Origin of the sequence: Candidatus Campylobacter infans, from assembly GCF_013416015.1 — a bacterium.
Lineage (GTDB): Bacteria > Campylobacterota > Campylobacteria > Campylobacterales > Campylobacteraceae > Campylobacter > Campylobacter infans.
Genome location: NZ_CP049075.1, coordinates 1,648,447 through 1,674,441 on the forward strand (window position 1 = coordinate 1,648,447; position 25,995 = coordinate 1,674,441).

Below are 25,995 nucleotides of genomic sequence, written 5' to 3' on the forward strand. Positions count from 1 at the left end.
TTCTTTTTTTATCTATTTTTTATGTATTTATCTATAAATTTTGAGCATTCTTTCGCATCGATTTCTGCTTTTTTTGGAAGTTCAATTTTGTTTTGCTGTGCTAGGCTCTTTGCCCATGTGAGCTGTTTCTCGCTTGGCGGGCGGATGTCTTTGGCTTTGTTTTTGTCTATGAACTCTGAGCAGATTTTCCAGTTGGTATCCCAGCCTTGCGGTAGATCTATTTTTAAATTCTTGGCTAGGCTCTTTGCCCACTCCATTTGCTTTTCAGTCGGTGGTTTTGGTGCGCCGTCATTACTGCTTAACTCTTTAAAGCCCATTTTTTCGTGTAGCGGCTTGATAAAGTCTAGGTATCCTACTTTACCAGCACTTATTTCATCTAGCACATCTTCCATTTGCTTGGTAAATTCTGCACTGCTTATCCAGTCATCATCGCTTTTTATGCTTTGCATAAATGCCAAGCCTTTGGCTGTGGCTACGATGTCTTGCTTTTTGCCTTTCGTTTGGATTTCTATGTAGTTTCTTTCTAGCAGTTTTGGCAAGAATGTGGCGTATGTGCTTGGTCTGCCAATTCCAGCTTTTTCTAAAAGGGAGATAAAGTTGCTCTCTTTGTAGTGTGGCGGTGGTGTTTTCTTTACATCTGCTAGTTCAAAGCCTAGCACTTGCATTTCATCGCCTTGCTTTAAATTTAGGCTTATTTCTTGTGTATCTTTGTCTTTGTCATCTTCATCATCTACTTGCTCTTTTAAAGCCCCTTTAAAGCCCTTATAAATGCATTTTGTGGTCTTTGCTTTAAATATTAGGGCATTTATACTGATGTCGTAGGTAGTGTTTTCGTTTATGGCGTTCTTGGCTTGACTTAGGACTGAGTTTAAGAATATCAGCTCATATAGTGCTTTTTCATCGCTTGACAGATTATCTCGCTCTGCGATTTGCTCTATTTCATTATAGTCGTGGATGTGGCTTATGCGGATAGCTTCGTGTGCTTCTGCTTGGCTTTGGCTTCCAGCTTTGTACTCTTTTCTTTCATACCATTCGGCTGAGCCAAATTTCGCCCTCACTTCATCCATAAATTCTGCAGATATGGTGTTGCTATCGGTGCGGTGGTAGGTGATTAAGCCCTTTTCAAAGAGCTTTTGAGCCAGCCCCATAGTTTTATCGCTTGAAAAGCCTAGCTTTTTATTCGCATCTTCTTGAAGTTGGCTCGTGCGGTATGGTGCTTGTGGTTTTTGCTGGCTCTCTTTGGTGTCTAGGGCGTAAAGCTTGGCAACCGCTCTGCTTAGCTCTGCGATTTTGGCTACTGCTTCCCCTTTGTCGCTGAATATATTGTCATTTATGGCTGTAAATTCTACACCGCTTGCGGTTTTTAGTTTTGCTTTGATTTTATAATCAACTTTTGCGTTTGCTTTGTTGTCGCTAAACTCTTTTATTTCAAGTTCTCGCTTTACGATTAGTCCAAGTGCTGGCGTTTGAACTCTGCCTACGCTATTGTTTTTATCGTTTAGCTTGTTTATGTATTTTGGGCTTAGTATATAGCCGACTAATTTGTCGCCGACTGCTCTTGCTTTCCAGCTTTCATACTCTTTTAAATTTGAGCTTGAAAAGGGCACGGCATTTGCCAAGCCTTTGTTGATTCCGTTTTCAGTGATTTCGTGGAATTCTGCCCTTTTTACGCTTTTTGCGATGTTTTTTATGGTGTCATATACCATGTAACCGATTGCGTATCCCTCTCGGTCGGGGTCGGTTGCGATGACTACATCTTTGCCTTTGCAGTCGTTAAAAATCATATTCATGTTATAACTGCTTTTTTCTTTCATTTCTAGCTGTGGCTCGTAGCTTTCGTAGTCTTGCACAATCTGCTTTGTAAGCTCTTTAAAATGCCCTTTTGTTGCATAGACTTTTGCTCCAGTGATGTGGGCTATCTTGTCGCATTTATTTGGGCTTTCTATGATTATTATCGTGTTTTGCATTGTTTATCCTTTTTTTGAAATTTTGCGCGAGCGATTGCCCGCAAGTGTTTAATAAAATCGCAAGAATATATCGTTGTCATATATATACTTGAAATCTACATCATTGTTTGTAAAAATCTTATGTTTGCTGTTGCGTTCTAGCAAGCTTTTTGCTAGTTCTAACAATTCGTGTATGTTAAGACTTCTATCTGTTTTGTCAATCTCGCTTAAAAGTTCATCAACGCTGATACTTGTAAGCGTTTCTTCAATCTCGCTCTGCCTCATTAATTGTTTCCTTGAAAAAGTTTGTTTTCATTTTTTATCCTTTCTTTTTAAAATTTACGGCACTGCATGTCCGCCACGAAATTGTAAAAAACCTTGATATGCCTTTGCAGTTGCGTTGCCTAGTGCTTTTGTTCCGCTTGCTATGTCTTTTGCTGTGTTGCTTATTGCTTTGCCAGTTGAGCTGGCGATTTGAGCTCCAGCTTTACCGCCAGTTGCGCTACCAAATGCTCGCATTGCTCCGCCTATGAAACTATTGCCCATTGCTTTGCTGGCAATTCCGCCAGCAATTGTTTTGCCAGCTATCGCTCCAGCTATTGCTCCGCCAGCGATTCCGCCAGCTCCGCTTTCCATCTGCGTGGCTAGCACTGAGTTTATCCAGTTTGGGATGCGTTTTAGTAGGACTATGGCGGTGATGCAAGTTATCGTGCCAGTAATTAGGTATTCAAATTGTTTAGTAAATAAATCGCCTATCGTGTTTGGGTTTGCCCATTTTTCCATTTCGATGGTTGGATTCATTGCTAAATTTAAAGCGATAAATGCCAAAGGGGCGATGATGGAGTATGATAGGTATAGTTTATACCAGCTCCACAAATATGGGATAAATCTTGTAAAAATTAAAAACGGAAGCACCAATGGCAAGGTGCTTAGGAGTAAAAACGCCATAAATTTGCTAAAAAATATCACTATTGTGATACCGATTAGTAGAATATAAAATACTACATAAAATATCCAAAATGGTAGCATTACAAAAAATGTTCCCACATAGGCTACTAGGTAGTCTACTGGGTCGTTGAATGTAAAGCCTAGAAACGATGACTGCGATGATTTTAAAGTCCAATTTACACCGTAATTCCACATTAGACTTCTTATGTTATCTACTCTATTTGCTGACTCGGTTACTATGCTTGCGAAGTCTTGGCTTTGAAATATTGAGCTTACGACTGATGTTATAATATTTTCTGGTATCATTAGCAGATGTAAAAATTCGGTATAAACATTAAAAGAAGTAAGGACTGCAAAAATTCCGCAAACTATCAGCACATATTTGCCAGCTTTCCATATTTCATCGTATGTTGGGTAGCCAGTTTTTATTTGGCGAATTAGCCAATAAACGACTATTAGCATTATGATTGTCGTGCTGGCTGTGCTATAAACTAAATCGTGAGCTCCGTTATAAAATTTTTCAAATAGGCTCATTACATTTTCTTGCATCACATTTTGAATTTTATTTATCCAGTTGCTGTCGGTGAGTAATTGTTTTGAGACTTGTTCGGTTTGTGCCATGCTTATCTTCCTATCATTTGGTTTGTCACTACTCTTAGTGCCTTGCCGTTGCCTATTGGCTTTATTTCTATTATTTGTCTTATTGCTTCTTTATCGCTTTTTTTAATCTCTTTTGTTTCTATTTTGTATGTTTGCTCGCTATCTATTATCTCGGTTTCTTGTGTTTCTTTGTCGTTTATTACGACTTTCTTTGGCTTGTTCTTATATTCTAGTCCTAAGAATTCTAAAAAATTAAAAAGCATTAACTTAAAATCCTTTAAATTTGGGGCTTTCACCCCATCTACCCATTGTTTCATTGCTGACTATCGCTCCATGCCTTTATCTTGGGCTTTGGTTTGCTTTTTGTTCTTGGTTATGTCTATGCGTTGAGCTGGGTTAAAGTAATCGACTCCCTTGATTTGAGCTTGGGTTAGACTATTTAGCTGATTTGCTAAATTTCCACCTAAGCCAAGTGTCTTGCTGTAATCTACATTTACTTCATACGGCTTACTCTTGGCTTCTTCTCGGTAGTTTTGGACTGCCGTTAGGTCACGCTCTTTGATTTTTTTCGTATCTAGTCCATCAAACTGACTGACATGATAGAGTGTCTTGGTTTCAAAGCGTGGCTTGATTGGGATACGCTCTTTTACTTGATAAGTAATAGGCTCTTTGGTTTTAGGGTCTAGTTTTGGCTTTTTTGTCTTTGGGTCGATTACTTGTGCCATTACTTTTTCACCGTTACTATCAAATTTAGGGCGTATCTCTTCGGTGGCAATGTAGAGCATTTTTACACCTTCAACCCTTGCTTGCTTTCCGCTTTTGGTCATTTCAATTTCGCCATTTTCGTTGTGTTTGAGTTTTAGTGTTCCACCCATAGCATTTCCTTGCTCCATCGTTACAAATTGGGCTTTATCGTATCCTTTAATTGCCATTTCTGCACGAAGTAGCATGCTGGTTTCTCTTGAATATGTCTTGCCAGTACTTGCGTTGTAGGGCATAGTATTATCCACTTGCTCTGCGGTCATGTCCTTGTGCCAGTCGGCTTTTGCTGTTTTATGAGCTTCAAAAAGCTTGTATTTTATGTAATTATCAAAGCTTTCTTTCTTCTCAGCGTTATTCATTTGCTCCCAACTCTTTTTTTCTTGTATTTTTGCCATTTTTCTTTCCTTTATATCTGTCTTTTACTCATAACTTTTGGGCTATGAGTCTTGGTTGGGCGTGATTGCATCAGCGTTTTCTAGGCTTTGATTATCTATGTGTAGATGTTCAAAGTCCTTGCTTTCGCTTTCGCTGATTTCAAACTCGCCATCTTCGCTCTGTGCAAACTGCTCGGCAAGATGCTTTTGGTATTCTTTATACGCTTTTTCTTGGGCAAGTTTTTCTGCGTATGTCATCTTTACTCCTTTGGGTAGATTCAGAGTTTTTTAGGCTCTTATCAAAGATTTTAAAATTTGGCTTTTAAAATCTTTGATAAAGTCCTTTAAAAAATAATAAAATATTAAAAAATAAAATTGCTTATTATTTAAATTTAGCCAAAAAATAAAAGAATAAAATCTTTAATTTTTCTCTAAATTCTAAATAAAATTTATTAAAATTTTATGTTTTTCTACTCCTTGTCCGCTACTTTGATTTTTAACGCTTTTAGTAGCTCATCTCTTTGTTCTTTATTCATATCTACGATTTCTATCTTTGGCTCTTGGATTTTTTGGTCGTTTGTGGTGCTGCTGCGGTCGCTTTTGCTTTGTTCTCTTTTTGGCTCTACTGGGCTTGATTGTTCGCTTTCTTGCCCTTTTGGAACTACTGTTATTTTATCCGCTCCGTTCCATTGTTTCATCTTAAACCAGTAAGGCACTTTTGCTTTGATTGGCATCTTATAAAAGCCCTTTACGAGTATTAAAATATCGCTACTATCTTGGTTTTTTAGATCTTGTGCGGTTACCAGTCTCTTGGCTTCTTTGCTTCTGCTTATATTGTTTTTTAAAATGTCAAAGTTTCCTTGACTTCGGCTTATTTTTATGTTTGTATAATCGCCTATTAGCTTGCTGGTGTCTTCGGCATCCTTGTCTGAGTTCATATTAAAAATCACTTGATATCCGCTGTTGTTTTTAAGTATGTTCATATCATCATCGCCATAGTACTTCTTGGTTTGCTCATGGCTTTGAGTAACAAATACGGGCAATAATCCATAGCTTCGGCACAGGGCTGGGGCTTCTAGTACGAATGGCATTTTCCCCATTCGCACGAACTCATCGCCGAACCAGTATATAAATTTGGCTGGGTCTGAGCATTCCGTTCCGCTCATTATCTTTTTAAATAGTGTTTCCATAAATATGCGGATTAGCGGTGCTAGGATGTCTATATCTTCGGTTTGCACGACCACATACATCGAGATTCGCTTCTCTCTTAAATCTTCAAATGTAAAGCTCATCTTATTTGTGGCACTTGCTACTTGTGGATTTGAGAATACTTTCATAAAAGTGTCATAGGTTGATTTTATGCTCGCAAACTCATTGTCGGCGGCTGTTAAGTAGGCTCTTGCTTGGTTTCTTGTGCTTTCATCAAGGCTTTCATCAAAGCTGGTTTGTTTTAGCCAAATTTTAAAGGTATCTACATCGTAGTCCCTTTCTCGCTCAGCGTCTGGGTCGTCTTCATCAATTTCTTTCATCGCTTCTTCGCCAAATTTCTCATCAAGGTATTCAAAATAATCAGCCTTTGGTGCTTGGGCTAGTTGTGCGAATGTGGCGTGTTTGTCTTTTTGCATAAAATATTCAGCAAAAAATACGAACATCGTTTTTGCTGATACGATCCAGTGGTCGTTTTCTTTGCCTTTTTCGCCTACGAATATGGTGCTTGCGATTTGCTCAGCTAGTTTTTTAATGTGTAGGTATTCTAGGTCTTTTACTAGGCTATTATCAAATGGGTTGAAAAACAGCGTATTATCCCATGAAAAAGGGGAGAAAAGTTGTATTTCATTGCCTAAGTATTTTTGGCGGTAGCCAGCTGTTTTTTGATAAAGCTCGCCTTTGATGTCGGTTATAACGCATGAATTTGGAACGGTTAGCAGATTTGGGATAATCATACCAGCCGTTTTACCAGAACCAGGCGGTGCTACTACTAGCGTCGATAATGGCTGAGTTGCTCTTATTAATTTTGGATTTGGGCTATCAATATCTAGGCATCCTAGCACCAAGCCAGTTTCGTAGTTAATGTTCATTCGTGGGAAGTCTGCTGGCTCTGCAAATCTTGCTGAGCCATAGTCTTCGTTTTCTTTGAAGTATGGCATTATCCACCATAAAAAAATGATTAAAAACGGCAGAACTAGCACGAATATTGCTATATATGCTTTTAATTTGAGCATAGGATGACCGAAGTTTTGTAAAATTTTCCACGCTACCGCTGGGACATTTATTATGTCAGGGTAAAACATAACTTTTACTACTAAAAGGTAGCAAAAAATGCCCAGCAGAATTGATAGAATAAAGCGTTTAGCCCATGTAGATGGGCTTGTCTTTTGGTCGGCTGAGCTATTCATTTTCTGCCCCTTTATCTTGCTTCTTTGGTGTTTTTATGTGTGCTACATTTAGATTGATTTTTAGTTTTTTAATGTCGGTATAAAATTTATCAATCATTATTTTAAACTCTTGCATTGTCCTTTCGAAGTCGCTTTTTGCTTCTGCTTCTTTTGTAATGTCTGCGTTTAGTTGAAATGCGATTTGGTTTAGATTTGCTCCTATGTGACTAAATTCTTTTAAAAATTCGTTTTGGAGTTTGTTGTTTAACTCTACTTGAGCTAGTGTTTCGCTGTATTTGGCAATATGCACTAGCTTCCTTACGACTGCTGATTTACTTTCGTTTCTTTGTTGAGAAAGTAAGCTTAGGGCTTTTAGGTCTATTGGCGTAAAATAGATTAATCTTGCTTCTTTGTGCTTATTCATGTCGTTTCTCTCCCAGCTTGCATTGATAGCATCAAGGCATCTTGCTTTAAATTTAAAATATCCGTTACTACTCTTTTGTTTTTCTGCCTTGAAATTTGGATTATGTAGTCTATAGCTGTGATGATTAGACTATCTAGCATTCTATCATCTACGCTGGAGAGTCCCCCGCCTAGGATGACATTTGTTTTAATCGCCTTTATGGCATCTAGTGGGCTGTTGGCGTGGAGTGTGCTGAGATTGCCAGCGTGTCCTGTGTTGTTTACCCTTAAAAAAGAGAATGTGTTGCGGATATCTATCTCGCCTAAGAATAGGCGATCAGGTCGCAGACGCATTGCATTATCTATGGCTACTTGGTAGCTATAAATTTCAGTTGCTATTTTTGGCACAGCTAGTTGAGTTTTATTGTGATTTTCTACTCTTAACTCTTGGCTGTCTTCTATGGTTACTACTCGCTCGTTTGGGTCTATCTCGCCCATTAAGCTATTTAAAAAACTTGTTTTTCCACTGCCAGTGCCACCGCTTAAAAGGACATTTTTCTTTTTGCGGATTAGCTCTTTGATTTTTTCATAACTCCAGCCTTTATCTATGACTTTCTCGCTTAGCACAAAGCTTTCTAGCTTAAAGGCTTCTTTGCTTGGTATTCTTATGCATATTGCAATTTCACTATTAAATAGGCTTGATTTGTGCTGAGCTTGGACTCTATATCTTAAAAATGGGGCTGGAAGTTCACAGCTTAGGTGGCAGTGGGTTTCATCAAAGCGTTGATTTCTGCGAGTTGCTAGTGATACTAAAAAATAATTTAAAAATTTAGCATCTAGCTTTGGGTCGTGGAGCGTTTCCCAGTGATCGCCGTAGTCTACTTCTATCTCGCACGGCTTGTTGAATATCAGCTCGTTTGCTTTTAGTTTTAGGTATGGCTTTAAAACACCCAAGATATTTTCTAACAGAACATTATTTGCCATTGCTTACTACTCTTGCTTGCCTTGCGTGGCTGTCGTGCCGTTTTGTAGTGCTTCTTTTTCTGCTACTAGTTTTTCTAGTTTCTCTTTTTCTCTTAGGTAGCAAGCTTCGGCTTTTTCGGTCTTTTTAAGTTGTATTGCTATCTTTTCTAGCAGTTTATTATTTGCCTTTTTGTTTGCTATTTCTGCTGTGATTTGGTTTTTTAACTCATCATATTTCATTTGTTTTCCTTTTAGTCATTAAAGTATTGCATTAAAACTTCGCTATTTTTTGGCTTGGCAAACCACATGTGGTTTGTCGGCACTAAAAATATACGACTAGCACTTCGTATCTCAATGGTAGGCTGGATTTGTGCTTGTTGGTTCATTATTTCTTGGACTATTGTGCCTATATCGCTTCTTGCAGATGAGTAAATTTCTGAGGCGTAGTTGTTATTTGCACTGCCGTTGGTGTTAATTTTTGAGGCGATGCCTAGCATTAGTGCGTTGGTTATTGTGCTAATGCTATACGCTATGCCGTAGCGTTCCCAATATTTGTTGTTAATCGCTCCTATCGATCCGTTCATACCCATGTTGTCCGCCGTCATCGCATTGGTTAGCTTTATATTGATGCCTTGCGGTGTGATAATCTCTTGCCACATGATTTGAAGCCTGTCAATGCCTAGCTTTGTATCGCTGGTATAAAAACCTATTGCTTTGCTACCGCGAGGTATAAGTACGGCTCTGCCCATTGTGGCGTAGATGTCCTGCTCGATTTGGGCGGTAACTATTCCGCTTAAATCTGAGCTTATAGCACTTGTTAGGATGGCTGGGATCATTCTGCCAGCTCTAATTGTGCGGTATAGCTTGTGTTCGTTTGTGCTTGTATCAACTGACTTTTGATTTGTAAAGCTATCAACGCCGTATTGTGAGCTGTTTTTTGTTTCGCCATGCACTCCACTGTTTCGGTTGGCTAAAATTTGAGCACGCATCATCTGCTTCATTTTTGCTTCGTAGCTTATCTCTTTGTCTTGGCGGATTTGCCTTTTAATGCTTTCTTGTTTGGCTTGTAGCTCGGCTTGCCTTTGCATTGCCCTTTCTTGCTGGGCTTGTTGTCTTGCTTGTATCTGCTCAGGTGTTAAATCGCTCATCGCTCGTGGTAGTTCGCCTTGTGGCGTTGGCGGTGTTGGCTCTATCCCCCTTTGCCTTTGTTCTTCCATTTTTTTTAAAATTTCGCCGATGTCTTCTTGGCGTTCTGTGGTGTTTGGCTGTCTTGTTCCAGCTTTGTAGATGTAGTCATCAACTGGGAATTTTGAATTCTCAAATAAGTGATTTAAATTTTCTTGCTTATGTAAGTTTCTTATAATTTCCGCTTCTTCACCACTTGCCGTGATGTTATCATCGGCAAAAAGGGGAGCGGATAGCACCGCCAGTGTCGCTATGCTAAAAATAAGGCTTTTTCTCATCTTAGTTTTATTCCTTTTACTCATTTTACAGCTTTACTCTCTTTTTTCTTTGTTTTAGCACTTCTTTATCGGTATTTAAATTCTTTCTTATCTTTTTTCTTTCTTTTTCAGTTTGTGTTTCTATGCGATTAACGCAGACATAGCTGTCGCCACTTTTAATGGTAAATTTTGGATTTATGGTTTCGGCTATGAGATAGTCGCCTATGACTCTTGTTTCTACTGGGTTGTCTTGGTTATCTATAACTGCGTAAAGCGTAGGAATTTGAGGCATCTCATCTTTTGCGTATTTAAAGTATGTAAATTTTTTATCGCTAAAAATTTCTGCTGATAGTAGCCACTCATTTTCTTTTTTGGCTTTTTGCGTATAGCCTTTGTAGATGTCAGTTTTTAGCACTTTTAGTTCGGCTATGCCGTCTTTTATGACAAAATAGTTCTCATCTATGGCTTTTTGCTTTGCTAATTTAGCCTTAACCGCTTCATCATCTTTTATATAGATGATGAAGGCTGGGTCGTTACTGTTTTTATAGTCGGTTGAAAAGACATAAAAGGTATGAATTTTACCATCACTTGTGAAAATTGTTAGGCTTGTATCAATGCCTATTAGTTGTGGAATAATCGCTAATGCATTTGCTTGGCTTGGTATGCTTTCAATTTTAAAACCAGTTTGATCGCCTAGCACGAAGTTGTCTATCTCGCTATCAAATATTAGCGTGGTAGCCATTGCGTGTCGTGTGCGGATTTTGATTGTTTTGCTGGGTTGGTAGTTTATGGTTTTTGTGTTTTCGTATCCGCTGTAGCTCTTGGCGTGAAATTTATACTGCAAGGCTTTTAGGTCTTGGTTGCGGATAGCGTTTTTCATGAGATCTAGCTCTTCTTTGCTTAGCTGCCTTTCGCCATCTATGTATTTTTGCTCGGCTGGGCTTATTCTGCTGTTTTGGGCCGGTGCGTTGTATTGCTCGTAGTTTGTGTACGCACTTGCTTGCTCACTTCTTAGCCCTAGCGGATTGATTTTAAAATTTGACTTTATGCTTTTGTTTAAATTGCGATTTTTATCGTTGAATATATCTTCGCCCATTAAAGCATCTTTGTCACCTTGCGTTAGTGTTTGCTGGGCTTGTTGTTGTTGCTCTGCGACTAGTTGTTGGGTTTGTCGCATAATGGCACGCACTTCGTTCATTTGTGTATCTGTTAGCCCAGCTTGGTCGGCTTGGTCGTTCGCATTTAAACTTAAGGCTAAACTTGCTAGCAATGATAGCTTTATAAATTTTTTCATTTTGAGCCTTTCTCATTTATGATTTGTGTTACTTGGTATTTAGTGACCACGAAGCCAGTTGGGTTTTTCATCGCATCGGCGTATGATCTGCTGTCGGTACGGAAGTCAAACTCTAGGGCACTTCTATATTTTTTATAGCTTACTTCTGAGCGTGATGGTGTTGTGATTTCTGCTTGAAAATCTATTGTTGCTACACTATTGCTTAAAATCACAACATTTAAAATTTGAATGTTGCGGATATAGCCTTTGGCGGTGTAGATTGAGTTTGGGTCGCTTACTAGGTTTTGAAATGCTTCCCATACTGGTCTTGCACTTTGACTTCTTACTTCGTTGTAGCGTTCTATGTCATCTATGCGGTTGATTAGCTCTCTGCTTTTTACATAGCCAGCTATGATGCTTTTTAGTAGCTCTTGGTCGTTTCTGACATTTAGGTCTGTGTCGCTAATTGTCACAAAGCGTGAGTCTGCATCTGAGAATTTAAGTAGTACTGGCTTGGTTTCTTTTAATGGAGTTAGTAGAGCTATAGCAATACTTAGTGCTATGCTTACACCTGCCAACGCGCCTATTGTGTAGAGCATATATGCTTTAATACTTCGCTCTGCTTTAAATAGAAAATTTGGATCTATTTTTTTATCTTCTAGTGCCATGTTAGCCCGCCTTTATGATTGTGTCGTAGCAAGCACAAGGGCTTACTCTTTCTATTTGTGCTGGTTTGTTTGCACATCCGCTTATAAATAGTGCCGTTAGCACTGCTGTAAAAATCAATACTTTTTTCATTTTTCATCCTCTATTTTGGTTTTGTTTTTCTATGTAGTATTTTCGCCAGTGGACTGGGCTATCTTTTTGGAGTTGCTTCATTAGCATGACATTGTTTGAGCTTGATGAAAATACTCGCAAATAATCGCCTAGCCTTGATAAATCTACATTTAGTTTAGCACTCTCGCCACGTAGCTTCATATTTAAAAGGATTTGCCTTGCGTTTGATGGTGTTTCTTTTAAAAATTTTGCTTCGCTTGGTTTTAGGCTTATGGTGTCTTTTAACTCTTGTAGGGTTTCATCACTGTTGGTTGGGAATACTATGTAATTTGCGATGTTATCAAGGAATGATGAGCCACGCTCGATGCTGTTAAATAGGCTTATGTTTTGAAAGCCCATGCACATTACTCCGCCGATTTTACGAACTTCTAGGATGGCTTCTAGGATTTTTTCTTGCATGGTTTCATCGCCTAAATAGTCTTTTAGTTCATCTATAAAGCAAAAAAAGCCACGCTTGTCGGTGCTATTTTTGGCTTGATTTTTAAGCTTGTGAAATATGTAAATTGCCGTTAAGCCTGCTGTCTTTTTGTTTGTTAGGATGCCATCCATGTTTAGCACTGATAATTGTTTTGTGAAATTTAGGGCATCTTCTTTGTTATCAAATATTGAGCCTTTAAAATTTTCAAACCTTATTTTTAAGCGTGAGTGTTCTTCATTGTCTGCTGGGAGGTTTATTATGAAATCGCTAAGCGATAGCACTTGCCCATCTTGCTTCATGTCGTAGCTAAAATCTACTGTGTTATTAATGTCTTTTATTGCTTCGTGTTCATCGTTTTTTACTTCTGCCATAAAGCGTAACCACGATTTCAAAAAATCCCTATTTTCACTGGTGTCGGTTAGGCTAAATGGATTTAATTTAAATTCATCACTTTCGCTGTCGTGATACTCGCCATCCATGTAGTTTGTGAAGTTATACATACCACGCAATTTATCCATAGCAAAAATATTTATTGGATATTTGAATAGATTTGTCATTAAAAATTGAGCTATGGTCGTTTTTCCAGCACCAGTTCCGCCTATAATCATCGTGTGTCCAGCTGGGCGATCTCCTACTGGTTGCCAGTGGAAGTTAAAAAGGTAAGGTGTGCCGTTTAGATTCTTAAATGTTGTTATCGCTTCATCACCCCAGTCGTTTTTGTCAAAGCCTTGCACATCGTTTTCAAAGTTTGCGATGGTGGCTAGATTTGAGATGTTTAGCGTTTTCTTTCTTGCGTTTAAATTTCCACGACTTGGGTATAGTGAAAAATAGAGGGCTTTTTGATTTAGTGTTTCTCTTACGACATTTATACCTTGATTGACTAGGATATTCATTAGCTCGTTTGATTTGTTATCCAGTTCTTCTAGGCTGTCGGCTAGGCAGTAAATTGAGAAACTTGTTTGCACTAGGTTCTCTCTATCTGCTTGAATTAGTTCCATTAGCTCATCTAGTTGCTCTTTTACAAAATCAACCGAGAACGCCTTTGTATCTCGTATTTTTTTGATTGCTTTGCGTTTTTCGTATGGCACTAGATGAATGTAAACCATGAATTCATTGTGACTTTTGATTAAGTCTGATGTGATGATTGACTTTATCTGCTCGGTTTCGTATGCCTTGACGCTCACAAATCTTGCGTATTTAGTTGAACCATCGTTTCTATAAAATTCTATATAATCTTTTTTAAATTCGGTGTATGAGCTTATGTAACTATCGCTGAGTAACTCATCTTTAAAGGCTAGGTTTGTTTCGTTTGCGTTTGAGTAACTGGCGTAAAAATTTAGCATATCATCGCCACTCATTTTGTGTGGCTGGTAGATTGAGAGATGATTTTTTATATTTTGGTATGTGGTTTCTAGTAGCTCTATCTTTTGTTTTAAATTTGCACTACTGCTATCTTTGTTCTCTTTTTTTTCACTGGTCATATCGGTCTTAAAATTTTCTAGCATGCCAGTAATGTTTTTTGTGCGTGTTGAGATAAGCAAAAAGTATCTAATGCCGTAGATGTCTTGGTTTGTTTCCCATTTTTCTATTATCTCGCTTGCGTATTGATTTATATCTCTTTGCTTTTTGCCTTTGCTCTTTGCTTTTTTCTTATCAATGATTAAATTTATTTCTATGTCATCTTTTAGTGATGTAAAAAACATCACACGGCTGAGCAGATATTCGGTTTCATCATCAAGGCTAATTCCAGCATAGCTTGTCCCCTTTAACTCAACACCGATACTAACATTGCCATCTTTTGTAATTAAAAAATTTTTTCCGTATTTGCATGCGATATTATTTTCGCTTGCCATTGTATAAACTTGCGGTTCTGCTAACATGATTATTTTATCTACTTGTTTATTTGCTAGGCTGATTTTTTCTAAAACGCCCATTTTTTCATCTATTGCTTTGTTTGATAAATTTTTATTTTGTTCATCAGCACCGAGCTGTTTTTCAAGCTCTTTTTTCATTTTTTCTCTTTGCTTATCTTTTTGCCAGTCTTTATAAATTTGTATGATACTTCTTGTCATCTATTTGCCTATGCGTAGAATTTATTTTGCTTGATTTTCATTTTTGAACTTATGATGTCGTATATATCTTCATCAAAGAATTCCATTAAAAATAAAACAAACCACACTATTGCAACGATTGCTAATGAATATAAAAGCAACGCAAACCATGACACAGCCAAAACAACTACTAAAATTAAAAGGCTAGTGGTTGTTAGCCCCATTATCTTTGTTCGCTTTGTTAAGTCCATATAGCAATCAGTTACAATCATTTTTATTTCCTTAAATCGCAGATGCTATGCCGTATGCAATACCAATCAATGCACCGATGCCAACTAGCAATTTGATGTTTTGACTGATGGCTTCTGGTTTAAATGCCATGCCAGTTAAAAAGACAACGATGTAAATAATTCCAAAGGTAATGATTACTGTCTTTGCAACTTCTGCACTCGCTACGCCAGCTTCCGTGATTTGTTCGGTGGCTTGTTGTTGTATTTTTGTGAAGATATTGTTTGATGCTCCAAATACAAACATTGGACTAAATGAAACTAAGAAAAAAGCCTTTCTTAGAAAACTTATTAATTTTTGCATTTCTGCTCCTTGTGTAAAGATTGATTTTTTAATCGGTGTTACTATACTAAATTCAGCAATTCGGACTTTTTGTAATTTTATTTTTTTAAATGCCGAGATAAAGGATATAAAAATAAAAGAATAAATTTTTAAAAAGTCTTTTCATTTACTTTTTAAAATTTTTTGTTTTATGGAGCGGTGGGCGTTTGCATTTATTTTTGAACTTTTTCGTTTAATTATAAAATTACACATTTTGTCGGTTTCAAAAATTTTAAAAAAAATTTGCAAATTTTTTTATTTTGTTTATTTTTATGTTTTTTCTTACTCTCTTGGCTTTTGCTAAATATTTTAAAATTTTCTAGATATTTTTAAATTTTGCTAAATAATTTAAATTTTTCATATTATTTTTGGTGTTGCTAGTTCTTTTTAAAATTTTCAAATATATTTTTTGAAGTTGTTTGATAAATTTTTGACTACTACTATTTTGACTAAAAACAAAAAATAACGCTTTTTTGTTTTATTTTTGAAAAATGGTAATTTTTCAAAAATCGCCCTTAAATGCCGTTAAAATCGGCTTTTTAGGGCAATAGTGATATATAAAAGGGGTTATCCTGCCCCTACACTCTTCCTTTTTTCTATGCTAATATCTTTTTTATCATTTTTACAAATATTTTTATAAGTTGCAAGGATTGTTTTGACAAGAGCCGAATATGAAGAGATTGAGAACAATATAAAATCTATCAGAGCTGGTCGCACTCGTAGAGTTGCAGAGCATAGACAGCATGTTAGTTTTTCTATGGGTGCAAAATTTTCACGCTCGTATGTTACACGACCAAAAAATAAATTTTCCAAGCAAGTCGTTGTTAAAATGATTTCAAATTTACCAACTGATAGGATTAGTGCTTGTCTTAATTACACGCTTGAGAACTCTCTTGATGGCTTCGCCATCAATGAAAAAGGGGAGAGAGTAAAGACTGATAAAGTTTTAAGAGAATGGGGCAATGATTTTGGACTTAATAAAAATTCAAAGGATGCGTGGCATTTAATGTTTTCGATTAAAGAGCCATGCGATAATGAGCGAACTCTTAAAAAATTAGAGGCGAGCGTGCGTGATGTGCTTGGTAATAATTTTGCTGGACACAAATATGCATTCGTGCTTCACACACACCAAAATAATCCGCACATCCATCTCATACTCAATAAACGCAACGATTTTACAAAAAAGAAAATTCATTTTAATAGCCGTGATGAGATTAAAGACTTCTTTGATGATGTTCGCACAAACTTTGCTTATGCACTTGGAACTCGTGGGCTAAAATATGAAAATAAGCATTTTTATCAAAAGGATATAAAAGCCGAGTTTAATAAAATAAAAAAGAATATCAAGCTTGAGGCTGATGATTATATTGCAAAGGATGCCGTTGCCGATTATTATTTAAAAATACAAAATAAAAATAAAGAAAAAGAAAGAACTACGGCTTCTCGCATCGATGCTATGAATGCCGAGCTTGAAATTTTAAAAAAAGAAAATTTTGAGCTTGAACGGCTTTTTTGGGAGCTTCGTAAAAATAAAAATAAACGCTATTTTAAAGTTGGTAAACAATTAGGTGAGCATAATAAAATTTTGAAAGCTAAACGCTATGCGGTGCTTAACGAGAATAAAAAACTTGATAAAATTATAAATCAAGGCTTTAAAATTAACGAGATGCATCTTGTCCACTATAAAGACCAATCTGCTGGGTTAGCGTTGCTTGAAAATTTTACTTATAATTTTGAAAAGATTTATCCAAAAAATAGCCCCTTAAAGCCAAGCAAGGCAGATTTTGAGATGTATCATAAGGCTCGCCGTGCGATCGCTGTGCATCGCAATCGTGAGAGCGACTTGGCTAGGAAGTATTTTGAGGATAGTTTGGTGCTTACTCGCATGTTTGGCTCTGAGCAAAATATTTTTAAACTAAGCAAGGCACTTGATGTTTTAGATAAAAATTTGCATATTTACGAGCATTCCGCTCTTAATAATGGCGAGATGACTGATTTTCTAAAAACATTAAAAAGCAATAAGGAATTTATGACTAATGTTGCTAATAAACGCTTTGAGCGTGTATCGCAGAGGCTGTTAAAGGCAGAAAAAATCAACGCTAATGATTTTTTGTATAAAGAGTACATAAAATGCACGCAGGTGCTTGGTGTTAAGGCTGATGAGCAGATTTTGATTAAAGTAAAAGAGGAGCAAAAACTTTACAAGGATGTGCTGGCGAAGCGTGGCATAAAAATTGCAAAGCTTTACAGCAAATCTCACAGCTCTGCCCACGATAAATCACAAAATTCAAGCAACGAGCGTGGGGGGCGTGAGCGAGTTTTTATTAAAAAATAATAAAAAATTTAAAAATAAAATTGCAGATGATTTAATTTTAGGCAAAAAATTAAAGAATAAAATCTTTAATTTTTCGCTAGAATTTGAGTAAAAAGTTAGTATTTTTTAAATAATTCTTGATGTCTGCCTATGCGATATAATGTCAGAGTTGTTTCATCTCTTTGATAAATTATCACAAGGTCGCCGAATACATGACACTCTCTATAAAATCTCATATTGCCTTGCAATTGGTGTTCTTTTCTTTCATCGCTTAAAACATCGGCGGTTTGTAGCTCGGTTAAAACATCATCTATTTTATCTAAGTCCCAGCCTTGCTTTTTGACTAATTTGTAGTCTTGTTTATAAGAGCTTCTCGCTTCAATTTCACGCATTTTAGTCGTCCGCTTCCATTGCTTTTCGTAGCTCCGCTACGCTTTTAAATCTACCGACCGATACACTGTTATTGATTGCTTCAAGAGTTTCTTTTGTTGGTATTAGACTCTTGTCGTAGTCGATATATTCCACTTTGACTTGTGAACTAATTTGTCTTATTTCTTCAACTGCTCTTTGTATAATTTGAGCCACTTGTGGCGTGTTGTCTGCTATAATATTTGCTCCAAACATTTCTTGCTCCTGTTGCTTTAGTCTGCTAATTCTTTCATTCTCTTATCGAGATTTTTTACATCAACGCTAAATGAATATTTTTTTTCACAATAATCCGCATCTAACGCATAATTTCTATCAAACCGACTCTCGTTTCCATACCAACCCTTTTCATTAAGTTCATCTCTCTTTTTGATTATTTTTTCACACTCTTCTTTTGTTAACTCAGTACTTGTATTTTTTTTCTCAATTTTTGGCAGTTCAGGCAGTGTGAGATTGCACCCAGCAAGCATCAACCCAGCCACAGCTGTTGTTGTAAGTAATTTAATTTTCATCGTTTATCCTTTCAGTTTTTGTCTTAGATTATAGCAGATTTTCTATACATTAACAATAAAATTTGCTTATAAACTTAAAAAATTTCTCTTGCTTTTTCATCTCTGCTAAAAGGCATAGCGCGCTTAGGATTTCTTGTATTTTCATTTTTTGTCCTTTTTTTAAAATTTGCGCTGGCATTGCCGCGCTTTTTTGTGTTAATCGCGGAAAAGCTCGAGAAAACTATCAATATCTTTTATTCATCTCTTCATATATCGGCACTAGCACTTCTTCTTTGCGGTGTCGGAAGTCAAAGCCTAAGCTATCTATATAATCTGCCATTAGCTCTAAACAGCCCTTTAAATGCTCCAGCTCCCTATCGCTTAAATTTGCTAGCTGTTCTGGCTCAAGTGGTAGCGGTAGCCCCACCAACTCATTCATCATCTCGTATGCTCTCTCATATATATTGTAGGTTTTGTTTATCGCTGGCTTGTGCCTTTTGCTAAATTCGTGTATTTCATTTAGCATTTTTATCTCTTTATCTCTTTCCCAACTACTCATTATCTATTTTCCTTTCAAATTTAGGGGCTTTCGCTCCTTTGATTACGCTCGGTCTTGCCAGCCTAGCGCGACAGCTCGATGGCTTGCTCTTTGATGTTGTCTAGGACTTCATCTTTGTTGCTTATTTCGCATCCAAATTGCTCCGCCAACTCTATGATTGCCTTTTGTAATCGGTAGCAGTCTTTTATCTTGGCTTGGCTCACTTGTTCTAAGTCATCCATCCACTCACACTCATTTAATGCTTGGAGTGTTTGCTCGTGTCTGCAGTAGCTCATAAAAATGTGACTCATTTTTCATCCTTTGGTTTGTTTTGTCTAGGCATCTTTGCCTTTCTTGTGATAGATTATAGCAAAAATTAACTTAATAAATAATAAAATCTTTAAAATAAAAAAGTTATTCTATTTAAATTAACATAAAAATTAAAAAATTAAAAAAGAGAAAAAAACATAAAAATATAAATAAATTTTAAGCCCCTTTTAAGTCTTAAAATGCTTTTTCTTTCCCCCTTTTAAATTCTCACACCGCTTGCGGTGCTACTCATATTTGCCTAACTCTTGCTTATATTTTTGTCTTTTATCAACTCTACCGCTTATTGCCTTATTTTCATAAATGCTGGGGCGTTGCGGGGTTTTTCCCCGCTCAATATCCCAAAAAGCCGAGACCATAGGCTAGGCTTTGGCGTGTCAGCACCGAAGCTTGCAAAGGTGCAGACCGCCCCCACCATAAAAGCCGACATTTTGTGTATTTTTGTATTTTGCAAAAACAACGCAAACCCCTATAAAAAGGGGATAAAAGCAATATTTTAAAATCTTATACAATGCTTAAACTTCAAAAAACAAGACTAAATGCTAGGATAAAATATCAGCAGAGGTGCTGGCAGAAGATTTGACAGAAAAGAGAGTAGAAAAGAAAGAGAACAATCACATCGCTCTTGAGAAATCTTTCTCTATTTTTCTATCCAACAACGAAAGTCTTTTAAAGCAATCTTTTGTTCCACTAATACTTGATAATTTTGGAGCTACTTGTTTAAATTTAAAAGATCCCATACTAAAAAGCTCTTTTACACGCTCATTCTTTGCATAAGGCTGTAAGAAATCGTATTTCTTGTATAATGACTCTACTTTACTTTTAAATGCTTCTACTGGCTTTACAATACTCTCTCTACTAATTTTATTAACTTCAATGCCTAATGTCTTTCCAACTATCAAATCATCATTAAAATCTTTAAGTGCTGGCATAACCCTACTAACAATCCCACTCCCTAGCACTTGCTCTGTCGTGCTTGTAAACTCCACACCCTTGCTATCATTGTCAAATCCCAGCACAAACTCTGCATTTGGTGTCAGCCTTTGCAATTCTTGCATTGCTGTCTTTTGTGATTGCGATATTTGACCATTTGTTGAGCATAGCAGTGTTTTTGCTAAGTCATAGCCTTTCATCTCACATAGCGAGAGTGTGTCTATCATGCTCTCGCAGATTACCACTCTTTCAAACTCTGCTGGGCGTGTTTGTCCAGCACTATCTGCTTTTAAAACTTCTAAGCCCTTAATGCCACTACAAAGCTGTTTTAACGGCTTGTCGTAGGCTTTGCCATCTTTGTCTTTTGTGATTGGCTGTGCTAGGTAGCTTACATAGCCAGTCTGCTTTAAAAACTCCGCTCTGCCACCGCTTATTTTTTGCAGTGTGTATGTTGGCACGATTGCGTTGCCGTATTTGCCATCCTGTTTTAGGTTGCTAAATTTGCCCAATAATTCGCTACTGATTTTTCTTTTATCACACAAGAACGACTTGTCATTCTCGCCTATCTTGCTCATATGTTTAAATTCTTTGATGATTTTATTTGCTAAGAACTGATTGTTTCCTATCGGTATGCTATGAACTTTTATCTCTTTTATCTCTGCTATTTTGCTTTCATCTAGCAGATCTTTTACTTGCATACCACGATTCTTGCAGAAGTTGTAAATATTGCCTCTATCCATATAATCTTGGGGGTTAAAATAGAGATAATCACCATTTTTATTCCTACTAACAATAACTTTATCGTCGTTTTGATTTTTTAATACGCGCCAACTTTGACTATCTTTATTTCTATCATAAATGTAGCCATTTTGAGTTAAAATTTCATTTAAGGGTATTTTAGTTAGATTATTCATCTATCAATTATCCACTCGCATCGAATAGACCCACTACGAAGATTACATCTATAACTTAAATTTTCAGCTTCGCATTCTGTTGGTAATGTCGGTGGATTTTTTGATTCGCCTAAAAAAATATTTTGATTTCGACAATCTTCGCGTGAATGACAGCTTTTTATCATCCCTGCTTTTGAATTTAAAATACTAGGATCACAATTTGGATTAGCTATTTGAGAAAATGCGCCTGCTACAATTGCGCCTTTAATAGCTTGCATTTGGGGCGTATTATCTGCGGGGCATTTGTTTAAGAATTGCTTGCGTTTATTTGCTGTGTCGCTTGGCTTTTTGCCTACAATTGAAAAATACTTTTTAATGCTTGGTTTGCACTCGCTAGGGCGTGCACTTGCTGGTAAGCATAAAATAGCTTCACATGCGAGCTTTTTATCGCCAGTTAGTTGGTCGCTTGCCATTGCTGTGCTTGCTAGGATTGCCCCAGCTGTGAGTGTTAAAACTAGTTTTTTCATTGTTGCTCCTTGTAGTTTAGTGTTATTTTGTTGGGTCTGTGAATACAAATTTTGGCAAGCCTAGTGCATCTTTTGGTAGTTGTTTGGTTGTTGGCTCAAACAGCGTATCGTTTCGCTTATACTCTACGACTTCTCGCTGGTAGTCTTCTTCGATTAGATCATTACTTGTTTTGCTGTTTGATTGATTTATGCTTGCCATTGTGCTTGTGTAGTTGATATTTAGCTCATATTGGTGTTGCATCATTTCAAGCATTTTAAGCAGTAGTGTATTTGTTAGGGCTTGTGCTTGTTTTTGGTTGTTGGCTTTGTTTAGTTGCTTGGCAAGATATTTAAGGTCTTCTTGCATTTTTGCTTGTGAATATGGATTGTTTTTATCTTTGCTTGTGAATGTATCTTGAAATGCTAGGAGCTTGTCTGTTTTATCCGCTACATCTTTTTGTTTCATAAATTCTGCTACATTTTTTATTTCTGCTATTTGTGCTTGATATTTTGCTCTTTCTATTGGGTCTGCGATTTTGTTCATGTCTTGGTTTAGTTTATCTACCATTTTTCGCACATTCGCTCCGTTTCGTAGTGCGGTAGTGCAACGATTAATTTTGCTCTTTATGCTACTTGCTTTTCCCACTTCAATTCCAAAGAACGAGTTTTTCTGCTTCATAAAACTACAAGCACTCTGCACTCTTGCAATATTTCCCATGATATCATCTGGGATATTGCTTACACTATTGTAGAGCGATTGCATATCGCTTACCATGTTTTGCACATCGCCTAGTATGTCGTAGACGCTGTTCATATCCACGCCTAGCTCTTTCATCTGCTTTTCAAAATTTAGCGTGTCGGTTACCATTTGCTCGTACATTTTAATTTGCTCGGCGTAGTCTTGGAGTGTTTGTTTATAGCCAGTTACTGCTTGTGCTATGGCTGCGACATCTATGGTCGGTATGCCAGTTGCGTTTGCGTTGCTTAAAAATAGCGATGTTGCCACACTTATGGCGACTAGTGATTTTTTTATTTGCTCTTGCTGTGGTTGTTCTTTGATTTGTTCGGTTTCTTTTGTCATCTTTGCATCCCCCTATCTTGTCCTTGTCCTTGCTCTTGTTTTTTGTCTTTGTTTAGGATTTTATCTTTGGCTTCATCTAGCGTTTTATTAACCTTTTGATAAAATTTAGGATACGCTTCTTTAAAATTTGGCGTATCTTTTTCAATATCGCCCATCATTTTTCGCAGTTTTTCGTATCCTTGATAATCCAGCCCTTTTTTGACTTGTTTATCATAGCTGTCTTTCATTTTTGCGTAGTTGGCTCGCTCTTTTTCCATTTGGTTTAGTCCGCTCTTGACTTTTTTACGGTTTTCGTAGGTTTCTTTTACGAGGTCGCCGACTGCTTGTTTAAAATTTGGACTATCAAAGGCTAGTTCTAGCTTCTCTTGTCGTTGGCGGTCTTTGGCTTCGCTGTCTTCCTTACCTTGTTTTAACATCATTTCAAGTGAGCGGTCTAGCTCTTGCAAAGCTGTGATTACGCTCTCGATTCCGTTTGAATTCATTAAATTGTCAATTGATTTTTGAAAATTTGCTTCAAGTTTGGATTGTTGGTCTTTTAGGGCTTCTAGCTCTTTTTCGTGTTGGAGTTCTAGTTCATCAGCTCGTTTATTCCAGTCTTCTTGCTCGGCACTTAGTTTTTCGGTGTCGCTTTGTGCGTTTTCAACACCATGCTCATTTTCTTTCCCGTTTTTATGTGCTTCTATCTCTGCTTCTTTTGCCTTGATTTGTTCTTCTATTTTTTCTTTTTCTTGCAGTATATTCATACTTTCTTTCAAATTCTCGTTTGTATCTACTTCATCAAGTCTATCTTTTACAAACTCACGCTTTTGCTTATTGCTCATCATTATGTCAAGTTCTGCTTGCTTTTCCTTGATTTGCTCATCTACTTGCTCTTTTTCGCCTAGCGTATTTATTGCTTGCCTTGCATGCTCGTTTAAATTTGCGTTGTTTTGACCTAGATTTTGGCGGATCTTCTCTTCTCTTGCCTTTTGGACTTTCTTTTCTTCGTGTTCTCTTATTTTTTCTAGTCTTTTTTCTGCTAGGTCGCCGATGTTGTTGTTTGGATTATCTAAAATTTGAATAATTTTTTCCATCTCTGCTGGTGTGCGATGTCCATACATGTTTTGATCTTCGACATCTTGTTTAATTTCTACTTCTTTGATTTTTTTTTCTAAAATTTCACGCTCTTTTTGCGTGCTTGTCTTTTCTAGTTCTTTTTCGTAGTTCATTCGCTCGGTATCTAGGGCTATGCTTCTCTTTTGAAATTCTATGACCTCTTTTTCTAGTTTTTCTTGCTCTTTTTCTTCACCATTGCTCTTGCTTTGATTTTGGCTATTTTCTTGTTGTTCTTGTTCTGCTAAATATCCCCATTCTGCTAGTTGCTCTTGTGTTAGCTCTTCTGCCATTTTATGCCTTCCTTTATATTATATTTAAGAGATTAAACATTGAAATTTTATCATTTACTAGCGTAGTAAAAAATAAAAAAAGTGATATATAAAAAAATCAAAAAATGGCTAAAATTCAAAAATCGCCATAAATGCCTTTTAAATGCTCTACAATCAATTTTCACTCTTTTGCCTAGTCTTTACTCTCTTTTTTCTTTTTCGTGGCTCATATCCCCCTTAAAATTGCAAAAAATGTTAAGCTCATTTTAAATTTTTTCTCGCTCTCTAATATTTCAAAAAAAGTGACACTTAGTTTAAGTAAATTTCTTAAAACTCAAAATTTAAAAGCAAGGCTATTTGACTTAAAAAAGTTTAAGGGTCTTTGAAATTTGAAATTCAAAATTTCAAATTTCAAAAAAAAAATTAAATTTAAAAAAAATTTCAACTGCCTATTATATATTAACATAATATTTTAAGAAAAAATTAAGTTTGCTAAAAATTTAAAAATTCAATATAACACAACACTTTAAATAAATTTTTTTTCCCTTTTTTAAATTTTGTATTTTATATTATAGTACATTCCGACATTTTGTAATTTCTTAAACTTTTTATTTAATTTTTGCTTAAGCCGTTAAATGCTGTTTATAGTTTTATTTGATGCAATTTATTACTTTTAAAACTTAAAGTATAAAAGCGTAAAAAGCCGACATTTTGTAACGCTTAGGGCAAAATTTGGCTATTTTTAAGCAATATTTAATTTTTAAAGCCCGTTTTTATGGGCTTTAAGGTTCAAAGGATAATTTTATTCTTATTTAATAATCTTAAATAGTTTCTTTTGTGCTTTGTTTTTGTTGTCTTATGGTTCTATTGGGTATTTTTTGCTATAATACCGCCATGAAAAATCTACCAAAAAATAAAAATATTTACATTCATCAAAATTACTTTTATATTGATACTACCATTAATGGCAAGCGGATTCGCCGTTCTACTGGTATTAAAAAATCGCCCATAGCGTTTGAATTTGTGCGTAAGAACTACGATTTGTTTCTTGGGTCTAGGGCTAATGTTGAGCAGGCTCAGCGTAAATTTCGCGAGATTGAGGATGCTCATGTTGATTTAATGCTTAGAAAAGGGGAAGGAAGTTTTGGTGGTAGGAAGTTAAATACTAGCGAGTATAGCTTTGATAGTGTGATTTCTCGTTTGCTGGCTGAAAAGTCTTTTTTAAAACATAAGACTCGTAATGGTTACAACAGCTCCGCTAATGCGGTTAGCGAGTTTTTGGTCAGCAAGGGCATTGCTTATTTGAGTGACTTTGAGAGACATCATAGCATCGAGTTTATTCAGTATTGTAAGGATAAGGGTTTAAAGGATAGCTCTATTAGCAATTATTGCTCTTTTTTAAAAATGATTTTTCGCTATGCTTTAAGTAATGATTTGATCGCTAAAAGTCCATTTTTTATGCCAAGATTTAAGCAAAATTTAGAGGATTTGAATAGTAAAAATTTTACGCCTTTTAGCCTTGATGAGATTTTAGAGCTTATTAAAAATGCCGATAGTGAGCTTCGACTTTTTTTAGTGGTTGCATTCTTTACTGGTGCTAGGACTGGCGAAATTTTAGCGCTTACTTTTGGGGATTTGGACTTTGAAACAAAAGAGATTCGCATTAGTAAAACTCTTTCCGACGATGGTGTGCTTGATTCACCAAAGACAAAGTCTAGCAATCGCACGATCGACATGCTTGATATTGTTGCTAGTGAGCTTTTGGGACATGGGCTTGGCGACAGCGATGAGCGTATTTTCTCTCTTACTCGCACGAGTTATAGGACTAGATTTAATAATTTGCAAAAAAGATTAGGCTATAATCTTCGCAGACTTTACGACACACGACACTCATTTGCTTCTATTATGCTTAGTCGTGGGGAAGAACCAATGTGGGTTGGCACAAAAATGATGGGGCACAAAGATTTAAATGAAACTTATCGCTCGTATGCCAAGTATTTGCCTCAAGAAGTCAAGCAGAGAGCTGTTTTTTTAAACGATATTATCATTTAAAATGGAGTAATAATTCATTGATCAAGTCGTTATTCAAGCAATATATTGACAAAGCATAAGACTCGTAATG

General features: G+C 36.4%; 29 protein-coding genes. 2 read left to right on the plus strand and 27 right to left on the minus strand.

Translation table 11 applies throughout. The features are described from left to right. Positions 1–8: 8 nt before the first annotated feature. The 17 genes from CINF_RS08295 to CINF_RS08370 form a co-directional block, all read right to left on the minus strand. A complete protein-coding gene (locus CINF_RS08295; RefSeq protein WP_179975200.1) occupies positions 9–1,967 on the minus strand; it encodes a type IA DNA topoisomerase in 1,959 nt (652 codons plus the stop codon). 48 nt (positions 1,968–2,015) lie between these two features. After that, the gene (locus CINF_RS08300) at positions 2,016–2,231 is read right to left on the minus strand and encodes a hypothetical protein (protein ID WP_179975201.1); all 216 of its coding nucleotides are present in this window, start codon (positions 2,229–2,231) and stop codon (positions 2,016–2,018) included. 54 nt (positions 2,232–2,285) lie between these two features. Continuing rightward, complete coding sequence (locus CINF_RS08305) at positions 2,286–3,515, minus strand: type IV secretion system protein (RefSeq protein WP_179975202.1); 1,230 nt, start codon at positions 3,513–3,515, stop codon at positions 2,286–2,288. A 2-nt stretch (positions 3,516–3,517) separates the two neighbouring features. After that, positions 3,518–3,811, minus strand: coding sequence for a hypothetical protein (locus tag CINF_RS08310; RefSeq protein WP_179975203.1), 294 nt, complete (start codon positions 3,809–3,811; stop codon positions 3,518–3,520). Positions 3,812–3,817: 6 nt separating this feature from the next. Beyond that, positions 3,818–4,651: an ArdC-like ssDNA-binding domain-containing protein gene (locus CINF_RS08315; protein WP_179975204.1), complete on the minus strand. Its 834-nt coding sequence runs from the start codon at positions 4,649–4,651 to the stop codon at positions 3,818–3,820. Between the two features lie 42 nt (positions 4,652–4,693). Then, the gene (locus tag CINF_RS08320; RefSeq protein WP_179975205.1) at positions 4,694–4,888 is read right to left on the minus strand and encodes a hypothetical protein; all 195 of its coding nucleotides are present in this window, start codon (positions 4,886–4,888) and stop codon (positions 4,694–4,696) included. A gap of 212 nt (positions 4,889–5,100) precedes the next feature. Next, positions 5,101–7,026 (minus strand): type IV secretory system conjugative DNA transfer family protein, encoded by a 1,926-nt coding sequence (locus CINF_RS08325; protein ID WP_179975206.1) that lies wholly within the window; start codon positions 7,024–7,026, stop codon positions 5,101–5,103. Beyond that, on the minus strand, positions 7,019–7,429 hold the full coding sequence (locus tag CINF_RS08330; protein WP_179975207.1) for a plasmid mobilization relaxosome protein MobC: 411 nt from the start codon (positions 7,427–7,429) through the stop codon (positions 7,019–7,021). Before CINF_RS08330 ends, CINF_RS08325 begins: the two co-directional genes overlap by 8 nt. Continuing rightward, positions 7,426–8,391, minus strand: coding sequence for an ATPase, T2SS/T4P/T4SS family (locus tag CINF_RS08335; RefSeq protein ID WP_179975208.1), 966 nt, complete (start codon positions 8,389–8,391; stop codon positions 7,426–7,428). The genes CINF_RS08330 and CINF_RS08335 overlap by 4 nt, the downstream gene beginning before the upstream one ends. A 6-nt stretch (positions 8,392–8,397) precedes the next feature. Beyond that, a complete protein-coding gene (locus CINF_RS08340) occupies positions 8,398–8,610 on the minus strand; it encodes a hypothetical protein (RefSeq protein WP_179975209.1) in 213 nt (70 codons plus the stop codon). 11 nt (positions 8,611–8,621) lie between these two features. Further along, on the minus strand, positions 8,622–9,857 hold the full coding sequence (locus CINF_RS08345) for a DNA type IV secretion system protein ComB10 (protein ID WP_240156118.1): 1,236 nt from the start codon (positions 9,855–9,857) through the stop codon (positions 8,622–8,624). 1 nt (position 9,858) lies between these two features. Then, a complete protein-coding gene (locus CINF_RS08350; protein WP_179975210.1) occupies positions 9,859–11,106 on the minus strand; it encodes a TrbG/VirB9 family P-type conjugative transfer protein in 1,248 nt (415 codons plus the stop codon). Further along, a complete protein-coding gene (locus CINF_RS08355; RefSeq protein WP_179975211.1) occupies positions 11,103–11,753 on the minus strand; it encodes a VirB8 family type IV secretion system protein in 651 nt (216 codons plus the stop codon). Before CINF_RS08355 ends, CINF_RS08350 begins: the two co-directional genes overlap by 4 nt. A gap of 1 nt (position 11,754) precedes the next feature. Then, the gene (locus CINF_RS09115; protein WP_275690508.1) at positions 11,755–11,883 is read right to left on the minus strand and encodes a hypothetical protein; all 129 of its coding nucleotides are present in this window, start codon (positions 11,881–11,883) and stop codon (positions 11,755–11,757) included. A gap of 3 nt (positions 11,884–11,886) precedes the next feature. After that, positions 11,887–14,412 (minus strand): VirB4 family type IV secretion/conjugal transfer ATPase, encoded by a 2,526-nt coding sequence (locus CINF_RS08360; RefSeq protein WP_179975212.1) that lies wholly within the window; start codon positions 14,410–14,412, stop codon positions 11,887–11,889. 8 nt (positions 14,413–14,420) lie between these two features. Beyond that, complete coding sequence (locus tag CINF_RS08365) at positions 14,421–14,663, minus strand: hypothetical protein (protein WP_179975213.1); 243 nt, start codon at positions 14,661–14,663, stop codon at positions 14,421–14,423. A 10-nt stretch (positions 14,664–14,673) separates the two neighbouring features. Continuing rightward, positions 14,674–14,982 carry a hypothetical protein gene (locus CINF_RS08370; protein WP_179975214.1) on the minus strand — a complete coding sequence of 103 codons (309 nt, stop codon included), beginning with the start codon at positions 14,980–14,982 and terminating at the stop codon, positions 14,674–14,676. Between the two features lie 673 nt (positions 14,983–15,655). Between CINF_RS08370 and CINF_RS08375 the strand changes: the two genes are divergently transcribed. Beyond that, positions 15,656–17,335, plus strand: coding sequence for a relaxase/mobilization nuclease domain-containing protein (locus tag CINF_RS08375; protein ID WP_179975215.1), 1,680 nt, complete (start codon positions 15,656–15,658; stop codon positions 17,333–17,335). A 95-nt stretch (positions 17,336–17,430) separates the two neighbouring features. On the opposite strand, the gene CINF_RS08380 is transcribed toward CINF_RS08375, so the two are convergent. From CINF_RS08380 to CINF_RS08420, 10 genes are all read right to left on the minus strand, one after another. After that, the gene (locus CINF_RS08380) at positions 17,431–17,706 is read right to left on the minus strand and encodes a type II toxin-antitoxin system RelE/ParE family toxin (protein ID WP_179975216.1); all 276 of its coding nucleotides are present in this window, start codon (positions 17,704–17,706) and stop codon (positions 17,431–17,433) included. 1 nt (position 17,707) lies between these two features. After that, entirely contained in the window at positions 17,708–17,938 is a 231-nt protein-coding gene (locus CINF_RS08385; protein ID WP_179975217.1) for a hypothetical protein, read from the minus strand. Positions 17,939–17,955: 17 nt separating this feature from the next. Continuing rightward, positions 17,956–18,252: a hypothetical protein gene (locus tag CINF_RS08390; protein WP_179975218.1), complete on the minus strand. Its 297-nt coding sequence runs from the start codon at positions 18,250–18,252 to the stop codon at positions 17,956–17,958. A 223-nt stretch (positions 18,253–18,475) separates the two neighbouring features. Beyond that, the gene (locus tag CINF_RS08395; protein ID WP_240156119.1) at positions 18,476–18,790 is read right to left on the minus strand and encodes a hypothetical protein; all 315 of its coding nucleotides are present in this window, start codon (positions 18,788–18,790) and stop codon (positions 18,476–18,478) included. A gap of 62 nt (positions 18,791–18,852) precedes the next feature. After that, entirely contained in the window at positions 18,853–19,080 is a 228-nt protein-coding gene (locus tag CINF_RS08400; protein ID WP_179975219.1) for a hypothetical protein, read from the minus strand. A gap of 243 nt (positions 19,081–19,323) precedes the next feature. Continuing rightward, positions 19,324–19,455: a hypothetical protein gene (locus tag CINF_RS09120; protein WP_275690509.1), complete on the minus strand. Its 132-nt coding sequence runs from the start codon at positions 19,453–19,455 to the stop codon at positions 19,324–19,326. 255 nt (positions 19,456–19,710) lie between these two features. Continuing rightward, positions 19,711–20,943 (minus strand): toprim domain-containing protein, encoded by a 1,233-nt coding sequence (locus tag CINF_RS08405; protein WP_179975220.1) that lies wholly within the window; start codon positions 20,941–20,943, stop codon positions 19,711–19,713. Beyond that, complete coding sequence (locus CINF_RS08410; RefSeq protein WP_179975221.1) at positions 20,940–21,449, minus strand: TrbM/KikA/MpfK family conjugal transfer protein; 510 nt, start codon at positions 21,447–21,449, stop codon at positions 20,940–20,942. The genes CINF_RS08405 and CINF_RS08410 overlap by 4 nt, the downstream gene beginning before the upstream one ends. A gap of 22 nt (positions 21,450–21,471) precedes the next feature. Continuing rightward, entirely contained in the window at positions 21,472–22,509 is a 1,038-nt protein-coding gene (locus CINF_RS08415; protein ID WP_240156120.1) for a type IV secretion system protein, read from the minus strand. Then, entirely contained in the window at positions 22,506–23,894 is a 1,389-nt protein-coding gene (locus tag CINF_RS08420; RefSeq protein ID WP_179975222.1) for a coiled-coil domain-containing protein, read from the minus strand. The genes CINF_RS08415 and CINF_RS08420 overlap by 4 nt, the downstream gene beginning before the upstream one ends. An 873-nt stretch (positions 23,895–24,767) precedes the next feature. Here CINF_RS08420 and CINF_RS08425 point away from each other — a divergent pair. Then, the gene (locus CINF_RS08425; RefSeq protein WP_179975223.1) at positions 24,768–25,925 is read left to right on the plus strand and encodes a tyrosine-type recombinase/integrase; all 1,158 of its coding nucleotides are present in this window, start codon (positions 24,768–24,770) and stop codon (positions 25,923–25,925) included. The last annotated feature ends 70 nt before the right edge of the window (positions 25,926–25,995 follow it).